Source organism: Paenibacillus sp. LBL, from assembly GCF_029893715.1.
Taxonomy (GTDB): Bacteria; Bacillota; Bacilli; order Paenibacillales; family Paenibacillaceae; genus Paenibacillus_AQ; species Paenibacillus_AQ glucanolyticus.
In genome coordinates, this window is the sequence record NZ_JARXYU010000002.1 from 477,413 (window position 1) to 492,750 (window position 15,338).

Genomic DNA, 15,338 nt, shown 5'->3' on the forward strand with positions numbered 1-15,338 from the left:
CGTGTATAGCGGCTTTTTTCGTTGTGAGTCATTGGTTTGTATTTGGAGACCGAGCTTAATAAAATCGCCATGGCAAGATCCCCCAGCGAATTATGGGAGAAGCAGATGGTTGACCCAATAACAAAAGGAAACGGGCTCTTCCTGTAAACAGGAGTCCGTTTCCTTTTTTCATCATACGTCCGTTACTTGCCAGTGTTCCGTTATAAATTCGTCTCGACCGGATTTCTCGCGATCTTCCTTGTAGTGCTTCACATTCTTCTTATGATAGTCCTGATGATATTCCTCTGCTGGATAGAACCGTTCAGCCGGAAGAATCTCCGTGACGATTGGATTGTCAAATCGGCCGCTGTCCTCCACAGCCTTTTTCGAAGAGAGAGCAATCTCCTGCTGCCGCACGTTATGATAGAAAATGGCAGTTCGATACTGACTGCCCCGGTCGTGAAACTGGCCTTCAGGATCGGTCGGATCGATTTGTGGCCAGTAGAGTTCAAGCAGCTTCTCATAAGGAAATACTTCGGGATCAAACGTGATTTCTACCACTTCGTAGTGTCCGGTTATTCCCTTCTTAACCTCTTCATAGGTTGGATTCGTTACGGAACCCCCTGTATACCCTGATACAATGCCATGAATGCCGGGCAGCTCCTCAAAGGGCGTAACCATACACCAGAAGCATCCGCCTGCAAAAGTAGCCTTTTCCATATGCTCAACCTCTTTCGATATCTTGTTATTGGATCTGATAGATTCGTAGAAGTTCAGTATATCAAATCCACATGAGTTGGCACAAAGGTTCATTCGCATATTGTAGATAGCCAAAATAAGAGGCCTGAACCCAAAAAATGGTACCTGTTTATCTGATTCCGAATTCGATAGAATGAAGAGGATCTCATCTGTAAGCGTTTTCCTGAATGCGCAGAGATTGAGAATCTATCAGATTAAGGGAGGGTATTTATGAGGCGTTCTCGCACGATGGAAAGACGGTTTATGCAAAAAGCATTAAGTTTATTCTTAGCAATAGGGATGCTGGCAAGCGTTAGCCTGTGGCAGCCTGCCCAGGTTCACGGCGCGGAGGCGGCAGCCACGACGGTTACCTCTATGGATTACTTTTCAGCAGCAGACGGACCCATTATCTCCAAATCAGGGGTGGGACAGGCCAGCTACGGTTTTGTTATGCCCAAATTCAACGGGGGCTCCGCCACCTGGAATGATGTTGCCCAGGACGTTGGCGTCAAAGTAAAAGTAGGCGCAAACTGGGTCGATATTGACAGTGTCAGCAGCTTTATCTATAACCAGAACTGGGGACACTGGAGTGATGGCGGTTTTACAGGATATTGGTTCACTCTCTCGGCAACGACCGAGATTCAGCTGTACTCCAAGGCGAATGGAGTCACATTGAATTGCACGCTTGTGTTTCAGAACATTAACAAAACCACGATTACAGCCATGGCACCTACGCAAGGGCCACAGATTACAGCAAGCTTCACGGGTGGAGCCGGTTTTACTTACCCAACGTTCAATAACGATCCGGCTGTGACATATGAAGCTGTCGCAGATGATCTGAAGGTGTACGTAAAGCCAGTCAACAGCAGCACGTGGATTGATATCGACAACAACGCTGCCAGCGGCTGGATTTACGATCAGAACTTCGGACAATTCACTGATGGAGGCGGAGGGTACTGGTTTAACGTAACGGAGTCGATTAACGTCAAACTGGAATCGAAAACCTCGGGGACTAACGTCGTGTATACCATCACGTTTAATGAGCCTGTAAGGAATTCATATGTCATTACGCCTTATGAAGGAACAACGTTTACAGCAGATGCGAACGGCGCTATCGGCGTACCGCTGCCTAAGATCGATGGAGGTGCACCAATCGGCACGGAGCTTGACAATTTTGTATACCAAATCAACATCAACGGGCAATGGGTGAACATGGGGGATTCGGGTCTGAGTGGATTTACATACTCCGCCAACGGCTATAACAATATGTCGGATGCCAATCAATGGGGATACTGGGCCGACCACATCTATGGCCTGTGGTTTCAGCCTATCCAGGAAGACATGTTGATCCGAATCGGCTATCCATTGAACGGGCAAAAGGGTGGCAGCGTGGGCAGCAATTATGTTAACTATACGTTTATTGGCAATCCCAATGCGCCACGCCCGGATGTCAGCGACCAAGAAGACATTGTCATCGGAACGCCGAGCAATCCGGCCATCGACGGCATGAATCTCATCTGGCAGGACGAATTTAGCGGGACTTCGCTGGATATGAGCAAATGGAATTATGAGCAGGGCTATTATCTCAATGATGATCCGAATACATGGGGTTGGGGCAATGCGGAATTGCAGCACTATGCTGACAGTGCGCAAAATGTATTCGTGCAGGATGGAAAGCTGAACATTCGGGCTTTGAATGATCCGAAATCTTTCCCGCAGGATCCAAACCGGTATGCACAGTACTCATCCGGGAAAATCAACACGAAAAATCATTTCACCCTTACGTATGGCCGGGTTGATTTCCGTGCCAAGCTGCCAATAGGCAATGGCATATGGCCGGCATTGTGGATGCTTCCGCAAGACAGTCCCTACGGAACATGGGCTGCATCTGGCGAAATCGATGTAATGGAAGCGAGAGGAAGATTGCCTGGCTCGACGAGCGGGGCCGTTCACTTCGGTGGGACATGGCCGGCGAACCGGCATATTTCTGGCGAATATCATTTCCCTCAAGGGCAGACCATCAACAATGACTATCATGTATATTCTGTAGTCTGGGAAGAGGACAACATCAAATGGTATGTAGATGGCAAGTTCTTCTTCAAAGTGACGAACGAGCAATGGTATTCACTGGCCGCACCAAATAATCCGAACGCACCGTTCGACCAGCCTTTCTATCTCATTATGAATTTGGCGCTCGGCGGGAATTTTGACGGTGGCATCTCCCCGGGGCCGTCTGATATCCCTGCTACGATGCAGGTTGATTACGTGCGGGTCTATAAGGAGAACGGCGGATCGAATCCTGGAAATGTTCCGGTGACCGGCGTAACCTTGAATCCTGCGACTGCGCAGGTGGAAGTGGGACAAACCCTTCAGTTAAACGCCAGCACAGCACCGTCGAATGCTTCGAACAAGCAGGTCACTTGGTCCGTATCGGGCTCCGGTATTGCTTCCGTTAGTCAGAACGGGCTTGTGACCGGGCTTGCTCCGGGCACGGCAACCGTAACGGCGACAACCGTTGACGGCAATCATACAGCGGCTTCCACCATCACGGTTGTGCCGGAACCATCCACCGTCATCATCATTGGCGATGAGGTGCGGGGTCTGAAGAAAACCGGCGATGACTTGCTGTTTTATGTCAATGGCGCAACCTTTGCTGATCTGCACTATAAGGTCAATAACGGAGGGCAGTTGAACGTAGCCATGACTCCGACTGGAAACGGCAATTATACGTATCCTGTGAAGAATCTGAAACATGGGGATACTGTCGAGTACTTCTTTACGTATAACCCGGGACAAGGAGCTCTGGACACCCCTTGGTTCACCTATGTCCACGGGGTAACTCAAGGCACACCGGAGTAAACCCGACAGCTTCGGAAAGATCAGGCTGCTGCTGAAACAGCAATTCCTTCCGAGCAGCGGGAGAGCCATAACCATATGCTCTCGCGCGTATCGTTCAGAATAGCCATTCGTGTCAGGCAGACAACTTTATAAAAAGCTTCTCTAAGCAGCCTTAGTTCGGATCTTGACCGGACTAAGGCTGCTCATTTGTGCTTCAAGTTATGTACGAGTGAAATGGAGTTCTCATGCAAGGAAGCTTTTTCTGCTTGCCTGAAGTGAGGCTGAGCTTTCTATCCCATAAAACAGAAAACCGCTCCGTATGGAACGGAGCGGTATCATAGAGTTTCTTCAGCCTGCATGTTGAGGGAGAGAATGAGCGAATTCAGAGGCTGTCATGTCGTTACTGAATAGTTTCTGGTGTATGAACAGGAACGAATCGGGCATGGGTAGCTTGCTCAAAGGAATAGGCAAGATCAAGAAGCTTTTGCTCACTGTATGCCGTACCGAGGAACGAGATGCCCACGGGTACTCCTGCTTCCACTGCTCCTGCAGGGACGGTGATTTCAGGGAAGCCTGTTGCTGATGCCACATAACTTGCGGCATAGGTGTCATATGCTTCACAGATATAAGTAGGATCTTCTTTGTCAAAACGGTTCGAAGCCGGGCAGGACATGGTAGGAAAGACAATTGCATCAAGTTTGTTGTCCTTCATTATTTTCGTGATTTCCTCACGGGTCTTCGGAATTTCTTTGTTCATGATGTTCTTGTATTCTTTGGAATACAGCGTATCCGCTTGTGCCAATGCTGTCTTCAAGCCTTCCAGACGTGCGGGGTTGACAGGCGTCTCCGAGTTCAATACTTCAGGAGACTCACTAATATCAATCACGTCCTGCAGCGTTTTGGGTGCGCCAGCAGGAAGGAAACTTAAGAATTTTTCAAACTGGCTTTTGAATTCGGCATCCCCGACCGGTCCAAGCACCGGAGTCCAGAGGTATTTGGTTTGGTTGGAGAACGATACAGGCACGACAACCGTTCCCATACTTTTCATTTTCGCGATTGCTTGATTTGTTATCGTATCCACTTCGACATTGTCACCGAAGAAATCAGTTGCGACCCCAATGCGTGCATGCTTTAACGAAGAAGAATCTAATGCTTTGGTGTAGTCTTGAACATGCTGTTTCGCAAATTTTGTTGCTTTATCTTCTTTATCTGTTCCAGCCATCGCAGTGAGTACCAAGCCAGCGTCCTTCACGCTGCGTGCCATAGGGCCCGTTACGTCCAGAGAGAGTGAGCTAGGAATCACGCCGCTGCGGCTGGTCAATCCCATAGTTGGTCTGATACCAACAAGGCCGGTAACATTAGCTGGACCTCTGACCGAACCGGAAGTATCCGTTCCAAGCCCGAATACGGCAAAATTAGCCGCAACAGCTGCAGCACTGCCACTGCTGGACCCCGAAGCATCACGGTTCAGATTATAAGGATTGATTGTTAAACCGCCCATGGAGCTATAGCCCAGTCTTCCGTAGGAAGCGGCAAGCTCAGACATGTTTGTTTTGGCAATTACAATAGCCCCGGCATCGACAAGCTTCTGTACGGTGAATGCATTCTTGGTCGGATAGGCATTCTTCAGAGCAACGGATCCGCCTGTTGTCGGCATGCCCACGACGTCGTAATTATCCTTAACGACAAAAGGGATGCCATGCAGTTTGCTTCTTGGACCTTTCTTTTTAAGTTCAGTATCCAGAGCTTTTGCTGTTTCAAGCGCTTTGTTGTTAATTGTAATAATGGAATTTATAGTGGGACCTTGTTTGTCAAGGGCCTCAATACGGTTCAGATAATATTCTACGAGTTCTTCCGATGTAATTTGCTTTGTTTTCAAAGCAGTTGCGACTTCATCAATACTTTTCTCAAACGGATCAAACGCCTGTTTCTTTATTTCGGCACTTGCATGATTCCATGGAAAAATGGCTGCAATTAACAAAATAGCTAATAATACTTTGAAATTTAAAATTCTTTTACTCAAGTGTCTTACCTCCTGATGTTTGTATAGTACAAATTACTCATTATGTTTCTCTCTCTCCCTATATTAATATCGTTATTAATAGTGTGAAAATGAATAGTATCCAACCAAAGTCTTAAAAATTTGTGAACAATTCGACAAATTTTAACAAAATCCACTCCTTCTGCCGATAGAATGTAAGGACACATACATAAATGTTTAACACTGGAGGAGAAGCAACATGAGAGAAACTGGAGGAGAAACAACATGAGAAAGAAATTGCAATGGAATTTAAAGCTTCAACTATTGGTTACGATGGTCGTCATGGTATTGATATCGACATTATCACTCGGCCTCGCGATAGACCAAAAAGTTAAGAAAGACATGGAAAATAATTTCTATGAAGCCACTCGTAAGGAAATTAAGCAAGTTAGTGGTGCTATGAACCTATACTTTAATACGGTAAATGAATCGGTTGAATACTTCGCTAATCACCCTCTCACTAAGCAGATCGATAAATCCATCACCTCTTATGTGAATGAAGTAGGCCAAGACGGGACCATTCAGATGACGCCATCAAAAAAAGCAGGTTTGGAATCGGACATTTACAACTTTTTCTTGAATTATTCCAAAACACATCCGAATGTTGCTTACATCTATTTGGGAACAAAGGATGGTGGATACATTCAATGGCCGGAAGGTACTTCTAACGATAAATTCGACCCAAGACCCAGGGAGTGGTACACCCAGGCTATCGATAACCCGGATAAAGTCATGCGCACAGGTGCTTATGCTTCGTTTACCGGAAATGTTCCAATTGTCAGTTCATCCGTTACCATCAAGGACAAGGCAGGCAACATCGTTGGTGTTCAAGGTGTAGATGTAAGCTTGGAATCACTGACGGAGACCATCAATGACATAAAAATCGGTGAAACCGGCTATGTCATTCTGGCAGACCAAAATGGTACGATTCTGGCGAATCCTAAGAACCCGGAAACGAATTTCAAAACGCTGAAGGATCTGGGAGTGAAGGAATTTACTGAAATTGACAAGTTGAAAGATCAGAATTTTGATATCACCTTGGATAACAAGAACTACACAGCCAGCGTCTTTGTATCACCGGAAACCCAGTGGAGATATATCGCGATCATGGACAAGAGTGAAATCGTGGAATCCATCAATGCAATTCAGCGAATTATTTTCATTGTTATGGGTATTATCGTCCTGATTGCCATCGGTGTCTCGTTGATTGTATCCGGCGCGATTACCAAGCCGATTCATGCTGCTGTCCATTATCTGCAGCAAATTGGCAGTGGTAATCTTGCCGCTGAAATTCCACAAGCGATGTTGAAGAAGAAGAGCGAGGTAGGCACAATGGTTCGGGCCATTGATGTCATGAAGCAGGATTTACAGAGAATAATCGGTGGGATATCGGGTTCGGTGCATATTGTCTCACAATCGGCGTCCAACCTTAAAGATGGCATGGATCAGACTCAAAAGGCTTCCTCTCAAATAACCGAGTCCATCATCCAGCTTTCTACCGCATCCAGTGAAGAAGCGAACACTGTTATGAATGGCTCTGAAAAAGTAGAAGAACTCGGCGGAGCGATCGATCAGGTCACAACATCCACTCAGGAAATACTGGATATTGCTCGACATACGGGTGAGCTTAATCAACGAGGGATTGTCATTATGCAGGAGTTGGTAGGAAGATTCAACAATACGCTGAAATCGTCAGAAGAAACAGCACTGGCCATTAATCAAGTGAATGAAAGTGCAGGTGAAATCAGCAGCATACTTGTCACAATCCTTGAAATATCCAGACAGACCAACCTGCTGGCCCTAAACGCTTCGATCGAGGCCTCCAGAGCAGGCGAGCATGGGCGTGGATTCTCCGTTGTAGCTGCCGAGATCCGCAAGCTTGCTGAGCAATCAGCTTCCGCGGTGAACAGTATTAGCTACATTATTTCAAACGTAAACAGTCAGGTAGGTGCGGCAGTTCAGGCTATCGGCACATCCCGTGAGCTCTTCAGGGATCAAGAAACGGCTGTACGGGAAACGGAATCGATCTTTAACGACATTATGGTCTCCGTTGACAGCCAAGTGGATAAAACAAGCGAGGTAGATGTTCATATCCAGTTGATGGAAGAAAAGCGGTATGCACTTACGGACGTCTTTACCAATATATCAGCGATTACTGAAGAAAATGCAGCCATTACTCAAGACGTGTCTGCGGCTGCTGAGGAGCAATTGGCTACGATTGATGACTTGGCAGATTATCTGTCTCAGCTCAAGGCACTGTCCACTGAACTGGAGGATAATGTAAAAAAATTCACCATAAATAATAAGTGATTCACTTCAGGCTAGAGAGAAGCTGTACGGCTGACCCGGTTTACATCTCTCGATATGCCTGCGAAGTAGTATTTTAGAGGAAACTCATCCTACAGCAAGCCTTGCTCTTAGCAGGGCTTGTTTTTTGTACAGCGATAGAACATCGTTAACGAGCCATTCCATTAAATTCGCAAAAAAAGAATGGAGGAATGTCGATTAGATCTGCTCTTGTTCGTTGTCTATATAACGGAGAAGTTCATTCTGCGTAGGTAAAAAGGAAAATTAAGGAGGAAGAAGATCATGATGATGATAAACAAGCAAAATTTTAAGGTGATTCGTATGCTTCTGATAGGTGGAGTTATATCCACCCCGTTGTTCTATGTAGTAGCTATTATTCAATCGTTTACGCGTACGGGATTCGATATCAGGTTCCACGCTATCAGTACTCTTACTTTGGGGGATGCGGGATGGGTCCAGAGCGCTAATTTCTTCATTGCTGGATTGCTTGCTGTATGTGCGGCGATTGGCGTGCGCCGTTTACTTCGTGGATTCCAGGGAGGTACATGGGGGGCTCTGCTTATTGGAATCTATGGGATTGGCATGATGATGGCCGGTCTGTTTCGACCAGACCCTGGGCTCAGCTTTCCTCCGGGTGCGCCCGCAGAAGCGCCGACATCGATGAGCGGCCAGGCAGCCCTTCACTCGGCAGCTTTTTTTACCGCCTTTATTTGCCTGATCGTGGCCAATATGGTCTTTGCACGTCGGTTTGCTTCACAAGGCGAGCGTGGTTGGAGCTTCTATTGCATTGCATCTTGCATTATTGCGCCTGTGCTCATCATAGTAGGTTCGATGAACAGTGCTTGGATTGGCGTTATTATGGGCAGCGCCGGAATGGTTGCTTTCGGTTGGGTTTCGCTGCTTGCCGCTAAACTGCGTGCTGAAACACTCCAGGTATAAGAAGCATAAATACGAGGAGGGAATCCAAATGCAATTTAGGTTAATTGTCGATGCGATGGCGGACAAAAAAGACACAGTCAAAGGGAGTCGCTGTGCTCCAGCTGCTGACGTGCTTATGCGAAGGCTTGACGATAAAATGAAGCCTTCGCAGGAGCCCGGTATACAGATCATGGAGGATTTGCAGGATCATCTCCACATGTTGAGAAAGAAAATATAGAATATTGGCGGCTGCCGTATGGTAGACGGGAAGGTGACATGTAGATTTTGCGTGCATTCGTATGAATTGCCTATTGGAACAACGCATATATATTAGCTGGTGCATGAGGACCGCCGTGTCTGTATTACTCCGGCAGTAATTGTTGAAAGTCAGCAACGCAACGGTATTTATCATTGACAGAAATTGGCATGGTGAGCATAATAATTGTAACTATGGAAAAGGGAGGGGCGTCTAAGTCAGGTTAGATTTGAATGGCATTCTCTAAACGTAAGGATCGGTTGTACCCTCACACATTATCACTTTAAAGGAGTGTAGTCATGTACGATAAAATCGTAGACATTTTGTGCGCTATTAAGGAAGACCAACCGGAACTTCGCCAAATTCTGTCCCCTACCACGGAACTGAACAACGATATTGGCCTCGATTCACTCCAAATGATCCAGTTTATGCTTAAAGTCGAGGAACAGTTGAACGTTGTCATTGACTATGACCAATTCGATTACGAGCATCTCCAGTCGATCGACACCTTTATGGCTTTCCTGAAAAGCTGCCAGCCTCAGGAGTTATCTTTATACGAAGATGTCCAGAAGTGAGGCCGGCTTGATGCCAACCATCGTAATGGGTACATTCGATCCCGAAACGAGGTGGAGGGATCCGAATCTAACCAGGCTGCCCGCTATGCCGGATAGAGAACGGGAATCCATAGTTCTCTGTATGGACGAGCTGCTATTTCCATTTTGCGGACCGGACGATATCCTCTACAGCCGGTGTCAAATCGATCCAGAACTGTATGAGTACCTGGCCGGGTTAGGATTTTCCTTTCGAAGTCGTTATCACTTTGATTTAAGCGATGAGAAGAAGCCCCTGCCGGAAGCGGACGTTTTCAAGCGGTGCATGTTCCGTCTTGCGGCTGATCAAACCCAAAATCAGATAACGGCAGACCGCATGCTGCAGGCAGTAGGTTCCGGCTATCCGGAGGCAACGGGGGTGGCGGAAATGATATCTCTCAAGCATGCTGCCGGTGGTCTGCACCGTGAAGCGGTATGGACTCACACCGTCAAACCTCTCACTCCGTACGCCATTACGGCTGATACGGAAGTTTACCTTCAAGCCGCCGGGCCCTTTAGTCCTTTGCCTGACCTTGAGACGGTTGTCCGTGTGAACTCCAAAATCTACTCCAGCCGCCTGCTGGCTAGAATCGGCGAGAAGTGTTACGGCATGGAGGCGAACAGCGCAGCGGAAATGGAGTCGGCCGGAAATACGCTTCTGAAGCAGGGGCCGTATTTGCTGAAGGATCCCTTCGGTGTGTCGGGCAAGGGTAACCTGCTCATCGACGGCGAAGCCATGCAGCGAAGGATAGCGGGACATCTGGATAAACAGGAGCGGAGCGGCCTCCGCTCACAATTTCTGCTGGAGCCTCTGCTGAGGAGGGGGACCGACTTCAGTTCCCACTGGTTCATCCGGGAAAATGGTGAGAAGGATTTCATCTCCGTTCAGCGGATGATGAATAACCTCAAGCGAGGAAGGAATCCGCGATTATATCATATGGCAGTCAGAGACTGGCGATGCTTTCTTGTTCCGTCTTCGCAATCCAAAAGGCGAAGAGGCTTCGGATTTTGCCGGACCAGTTCTCGTCTCGTTATCTACGGTTCAAATCATTCATAATGAATGAGGTCAGGCAGCAGGATCTTGGCCAAAGGGACATCCGCTTCTTTAGGAACGGATATCCCTTTTTTTTATGTTTTACAAAGTCCAAATCTGCAGCCTAGCTCATGCCAATTTGTGTTAAAATCGAAAAATAACAACTGTTCCGTGATGATCGGAGCATCGATATTACCCTTTCATGCTCAGGAGGATTTCAGATATGCAAAAGCGAATTTTGCTCGTTGAAGACGACCATGACATTCATCAGTTGATTGAAAGCCAGCTGCAGCAGGATCATTACCATGTAGATTCGGCACGCGACGGGGAGGAAGCCGTTGCTCTTTTTCACAGCGGGAAGTTCGATCTTATATTGCTTGATTTGATGCTCCCCAAGATCAACGGGATGGATTTGCTTCGGCATTTCCGGGAGAGCAGCAAGGTTCCCGTCTTAATCATATCTGCGAAAGGCAGCGATCTCGACAAGGCCATGGGCCTTGGATTCGGAGCGGATGATTATATCAGCAAGCCTTTTTCCATGATCGAATTGACCGCAAGGGTTCAGGCTGCTATCCGCAGGGCAACGCTATACGCCGAAACGGACAGTAAATCTGCCGAACCTCCTGTTATTTCGTTTAAGGATTTGATCCTGGATTTGCATTCATTCTCTGTAAAAGTAAGGGGACACCATGTCCCGCTCACCTCGAAGGAATTTCATATTTTGAAGCTCCTTATGACGAATCACAGCAGGGTATTCACCAAGGAGCAGATCTATCAATTCATTTGGGAAGACGATTATTACGGGAATGAGAACGTGATTAATGTACATATTCGAAGGCTTCGGGAGAAAATCGAAGAGGATCCGTCCACGCCGCAATACATTCGGACGATTTGGGGAATCGGATACAAGATGGGGGACTAGGCCATGATTCTTCTTTTATCCCTCCTTATTGGAGTATTAGCTGCGATCATTGGCTGGCAATGGCATTCCACAAGAAAACGGAGCCATAGCATACTTGAAATTACAAGCACAATCTCCGATATTATGAAACATGATACCGCCGAGAAAGTGCTGGTGCCAACCGACGATGACCACATTAGGCAGCTGCTCATTCAGATCAACCGTCTTCTGGATAATAAACAGAAGATCTTTGCCGATTATGCCAGAACGAAGGACAGCCAAAGGAAAATGATCTCGAACATGTCCCATGATTTGAAGACACCCCTCACGGTCATTCTGGGTTATACGGAGAAACTGAATCAGAAGCCTACGTTGACAGAGCAAGAGGAGGAGCGAGTCATTCTAAGACTGAACGAAAAAGTAAACAGTCTGATCGCATTGCTGAATCAATTTTTCGACCTGGTCAAAATCGAATCGGAGGACTATGATATCCCGTTAAGCAAAATATCACTTAGCGAGGTTAGCCGGAACAGCGTCCTTGAATTTTACGATCTGCTTGTATCCAGAAATCTTCGTGTTGAGATCGACATTCCCGAACTCCCTTTTTATTTCCTCGGTAACAAAGATGCGCTGCAGCGAATATTAAGCAATTTAATATCAAACTCCATTCGCTATGGAAGCGACGGAGGGGTGTTCGGTTTAACGGTTCGTGAAGAAGGGGAATTCGTAGCGCTTGACGTGTGGGATCATGGCAAAGGAATTGCCGAGATTCATCAGGAGCACGTATTTGAAAGACTCTATACGCTGGACGATGCCAGAAACCCGAATTTTCAAGGAAGTGGGCTGGGACTCAGCATTTCCAAACGTTTAACGGAGGAGATGAATGGATTGATTAGTCTAAGCAGCTCACAGGCTGAGAAAAAGACGACCTTTACTTGCAAGTTTAAGAAATTAACCTATTAAAATCATTCAAGAGATGTTGCTTCGTTGTTCAACGTCTCTTTTTTTATTCCAATCGCAACCGGCTGTTTCATTCTTAAGAAACATGTAAGGAATGGGAAAGGAATATCTTAATTCTTCAGTCTAAGATAAAGGTAACAAAGGAATACACATTGTAATTAAGGTGGTGCATCTTCCATGAATTTCATTATTCAAACTTCCGAACTAACCAAAACGGTGAAAGGAAAATCGATTGTATCCGGAGTTAACCTGAACGTGGGAAAGGGCGAGATTTATGGTCTGCTGGGTCCTAACGGCGCTGGCAAAACAACCATCATGAAAATGCTCACCGGACTCATTCTTCCGACCTCTGGAGCGATTATGTTGTTCGGTAAGCCATTTTCCGAAACTTCGAAAGAAGGATTGAAACGCGTAGGGAGCATCATTGAATACCCGATATTTTTCGAGCATATGACGGCTATGGAAAATCTTGAAATTCACTGCGAATACTTGGGTTATTATGATAAAAAGGCTATTCGTCAAGCGCTGGATTTGGTCCAATTAGCAGAAATCGAAGATAAAAAAGTGAAGGATTTCTCGCTTGGCATGAAGCAGCGCCTTGGCATTGCAAGGGCCGCCATCACCAAGCCGGAACTGATCGTGCTGGATGAACCTACAAACGGACTCGATCCCATCGGTATTAAAAACATGAGGGATTTGATTCGAACGCTGAATCAGGAATACGGCATCACATTTCTGTTGTCGAGCCATATCTTAGGGGAAATCGAACAGGTTGCGGATCGGATTGGCGTCATACAAGACGGTCAAATGATCGACGAAGTGTCATTGTCGGACATTCGGATGCAGCGAACCGATTATATTGAGCTTCTAACCTCGAACGTGCAAAAATCCTCCTTTTTGTTAGAGCATGAGCTTCGAATTTCCAATATCAAAATCGTACAGGATCAGCGAATCCGAATCTATGATGACGATATAACGCCAAGTCAAATTACAAAGCTCCTGATTGCGCATGAGATTGAGATCGAGGAGATCCAGAAGCATACCAGCACGCTGGAAGACTATTTCTATCATCAAATTCAAGGGAAGGGGTGAATCCCATATGATGAAGTTAATTGAGCTGGAATGGAAGAAGCTGGAGCGTAAGAAAGTGATAGGCGAAGCCATTACGTACTGGGTCATTCTCATGTTTCTGCCGATCTTTTTTCTCAAAGTGGTCTTTGCCGATATGCCGATGGTTCGTTTTGGCGAGAGTTATACAGCCGCGATGGATCTGATGCTGCCGATGCAGATGGGACTCCTCTTGTTCGGAGCGTCGCTGATCAATCATGTATTCATAGAAGAATATAAGAACAAGACGATAGCCCTATCATTCGGATATCCGCTCAGTCGAAAAAGACTCGTGGTAGCTAAAGTTCTATTTATCGTATTGGGGGTTTTCTTCGGCACGCTGGTATCCTTTGTGCTTAGCGGCATAGCGACCTATGCGCTTAATCAGATCATGAATGTCATTCCCGGAACACCAACCGTGGCTGAACTGATGAACTATGCGGTCCGGATGGTCATTCACTCCATTGTCGTTGCGCTTGCCTCGTTGATTCCGTTATTTTGCTTTGGGATATGGAAGAGGGCGGTCATCCCTACAGTCATTTGCGCTATTTTCCTGGCGCAGTTTCCTAATTTCCTCGGAATGATGGGGATTACATTGAACCTGGACTTTCTCTATGCGGTCCTCAGCGTATTAGGTGTAGTAAGCGTTTTGTTGTCTGTTAAATTCGTGAATATACTAGGGGATATATAAAGGAGAGGATGTGGCGATATGACGATTGACGTCAAAACAGTATTGCTTCATAACGGAGAAAAGCTGACCTACAGAGAAAGAGCCGGAACTGAACCTCCTCTGTTATTGATACACGGAAATATGGCTTCTTCGGAGTTGTGGGAACCCCTATTAGAGCATGAAGGCATCACCCAGCGTATAATTGCAGCTGATATGCGCGGTTATGGCGAGTCCAGCTATTATCATCCCGTAGGTGATATGAAGGATTTTTCTGCAGACCTATATGATTTCACAGAACAACTCGGTCTGAATGATGTCATGATTATGGGTTGGTCAAATGGGGGAGGAATCGCCATGCAGTTTGCGGCCGATTATCCGGATCGTGTGCGGAAATTGATTCTGTTAGCCTCCATATCGACAAGAGGTTATGCAGCTGTAAGTGCAGATGGCGATCGCCTACAGACCAAGGAACAAATTGCTAAAGACCCTGGACTTGCGATGACCTTTCAGGCTAATCAGGAGCAAAATCAGGACTATTTTGAACAGGCGCTGAATTACTTATTGTTCAATAATCATCAGCCGGATGCTGCAATCCGTACGAATTACATCAAAGCCTGCATGAAGCAACAAAATATGATCGATGTTGCCGATGCCGCCAATCGATTCAATATCAGCTCCTCATCGAACGGTCTTACCAATGGAACAGGAGAACTGAACCGAATTCAATGTCCGGTACTCGTCATCTGGGGCGTTCAGGATTTGATCACCACGCAGCAGATGACAGGGGAAATACTCGAAGACTTTGCAAGCCATGGCAAGTCGGTCCAATATATAACTCTGGACGCGGGTCACTTTCCGCTCATCGATGATTTATATGGATTGGTTGCATCCGTGAATGCGTTTATCGCACTGCCTTAGAAATGAACCTGGGACAACAAGCTCCATTGACAGAGATCAATGAAATGATTAAGGTGATGAATAGGACACAGGTTTGATTTAT

At 46.4% G+C, this 15,338-nt stretch carries 13 protein-coding genes; 11 read left to right on the top strand and 2 right to left on the bottom strand.

Annotated features, from left to right (window positions below; genetic code table 11):
- Positions 1–171: 171 nt before the first annotated feature.
- A complete protein-coding gene (gene msrA / locus M2277_RS07220) occupies positions 172–699 on the bottom strand; it encodes a peptide-methionine (S)-S-oxide reductase MsrA (RefSeq protein WP_280754467.1) in 528 nt (175 codons plus the stop codon).
- 249 nt (positions 700–948) lie between these two features.
- Here msrA and M2277_RS07225 point away from each other — a divergent pair, with 249 nt between their 5' ends.
- The gene (locus M2277_RS07225) at positions 949–3,576 is read left to right on the top strand and encodes a family 16 glycosylhydrolase (RefSeq protein WP_280754468.1); all 2,628 of its coding nucleotides are present in this window, start codon (positions 949–951) and stop codon (positions 3,574–3,576) included.
- 379 nt (positions 3,577–3,955) lie between these two features.
- Here M2277_RS07225 and M2277_RS07230 read toward each other — a convergent pair whose 3' ends face one another.
- Positions 3,956–5,578 carry an amidase family protein gene (locus M2277_RS07230; protein ID WP_063480645.1) on the bottom strand — a complete coding sequence of 541 codons (1,623 nt, stop codon included), beginning with the start codon at positions 5,576–5,578 and terminating at the stop codon, positions 3,956–3,958.
- A gap of 243 nt (positions 5,579–5,821) precedes the next feature.
- Here M2277_RS07230 and M2277_RS07235 point away from each other — a divergent pair, with 243 nt between their 5' ends.
- The 10 genes from M2277_RS07235 (at position 5,822) to phaZ (ending at position 15,256) form a co-directional block, all read left to right on the top strand.
- Positions 5,822–7,906: a methyl-accepting chemotaxis protein gene (locus tag M2277_RS07235; RefSeq protein WP_063480646.1), complete on the top strand. Its 2,085-nt coding sequence runs from the start codon at positions 5,822–5,824 to the stop codon at positions 7,904–7,906.
- Positions 7,907–8,185: 279 nt separating this feature from the next.
- Positions 8,186–8,842, top strand: a complete 657-nt coding sequence (locus tag M2277_RS07240; protein WP_280754469.1) for a DUF998 domain-containing protein — start codon at positions 8,186–8,188, stop codon at positions 8,840–8,842.
- A 28-nt stretch (positions 8,843–8,870) separates the two neighbouring features.
- The gene (locus tag M2277_RS07245) at positions 8,871–9,059 is read left to right on the top strand and encodes a hypothetical protein (protein ID WP_280754470.1); all 189 of its coding nucleotides are present in this window, start codon (positions 8,871–8,873) and stop codon (positions 9,057–9,059) included.
- A 317-nt stretch (positions 9,060–9,376) separates the two neighbouring features.
- On the top strand, positions 9,377–9,652 hold the full coding sequence (locus M2277_RS07250; protein WP_036637615.1) for a phosphopantetheine-binding protein: 276 nt from the start codon (positions 9,377–9,379) through the stop codon (positions 9,650–9,652).
- A gap of 10 nt (positions 9,653–9,662) precedes the next feature.
- Positions 9,663–10,724 (top strand): hypothetical protein, encoded by a 1,062-nt coding sequence (locus M2277_RS07255; protein WP_280754471.1) that lies wholly within the window; start codon positions 9,663–9,665, stop codon positions 10,722–10,724.
- Positions 10,725–10,923: 199 nt separating this feature from the next.
- Positions 10,924–11,622, top strand: coding sequence for a response regulator transcription factor (locus tag M2277_RS07260; protein WP_036637685.1), 699 nt, complete (start codon positions 10,924–10,926; stop codon positions 11,620–11,622).
- 3 nt (positions 11,623–11,625) lie between these two features.
- Complete coding sequence (locus M2277_RS07265) at positions 11,626–12,564, top strand: sensor histidine kinase (protein ID WP_006210420.1); 939 nt, start codon at positions 11,626–11,628, stop codon at positions 12,562–12,564.
- 174 nt (positions 12,565–12,738) lie between these two features.
- Positions 12,739–13,653 carry an ABC transporter ATP-binding protein gene (locus M2277_RS07270; RefSeq protein ID WP_280754472.1) on the top strand — a complete coding sequence of 305 codons (915 nt, stop codon included), beginning with the start codon at positions 12,739–12,741 and terminating at the stop codon, positions 13,651–13,653.
- Positions 13,654–13,660: 7 nt separating this feature from the next.
- Entirely contained in the window at positions 13,661–14,359 is a 699-nt protein-coding gene (locus M2277_RS07275) for an ABC transporter permease (RefSeq protein ID WP_063480680.1), read from the top strand.
- Positions 14,360–14,377: 18 nt separating this feature from the next.
- A complete protein-coding gene (phaZ, locus tag M2277_RS07280) occupies positions 14,378–15,256 on the top strand; it encodes an intracellular short-chain-length polyhydroxyalkanoate depolymerase (RefSeq protein WP_280754473.1) in 879 nt (292 codons plus the stop codon).
- Positions 15,257–15,338 lie beyond the last annotated feature (82 nt).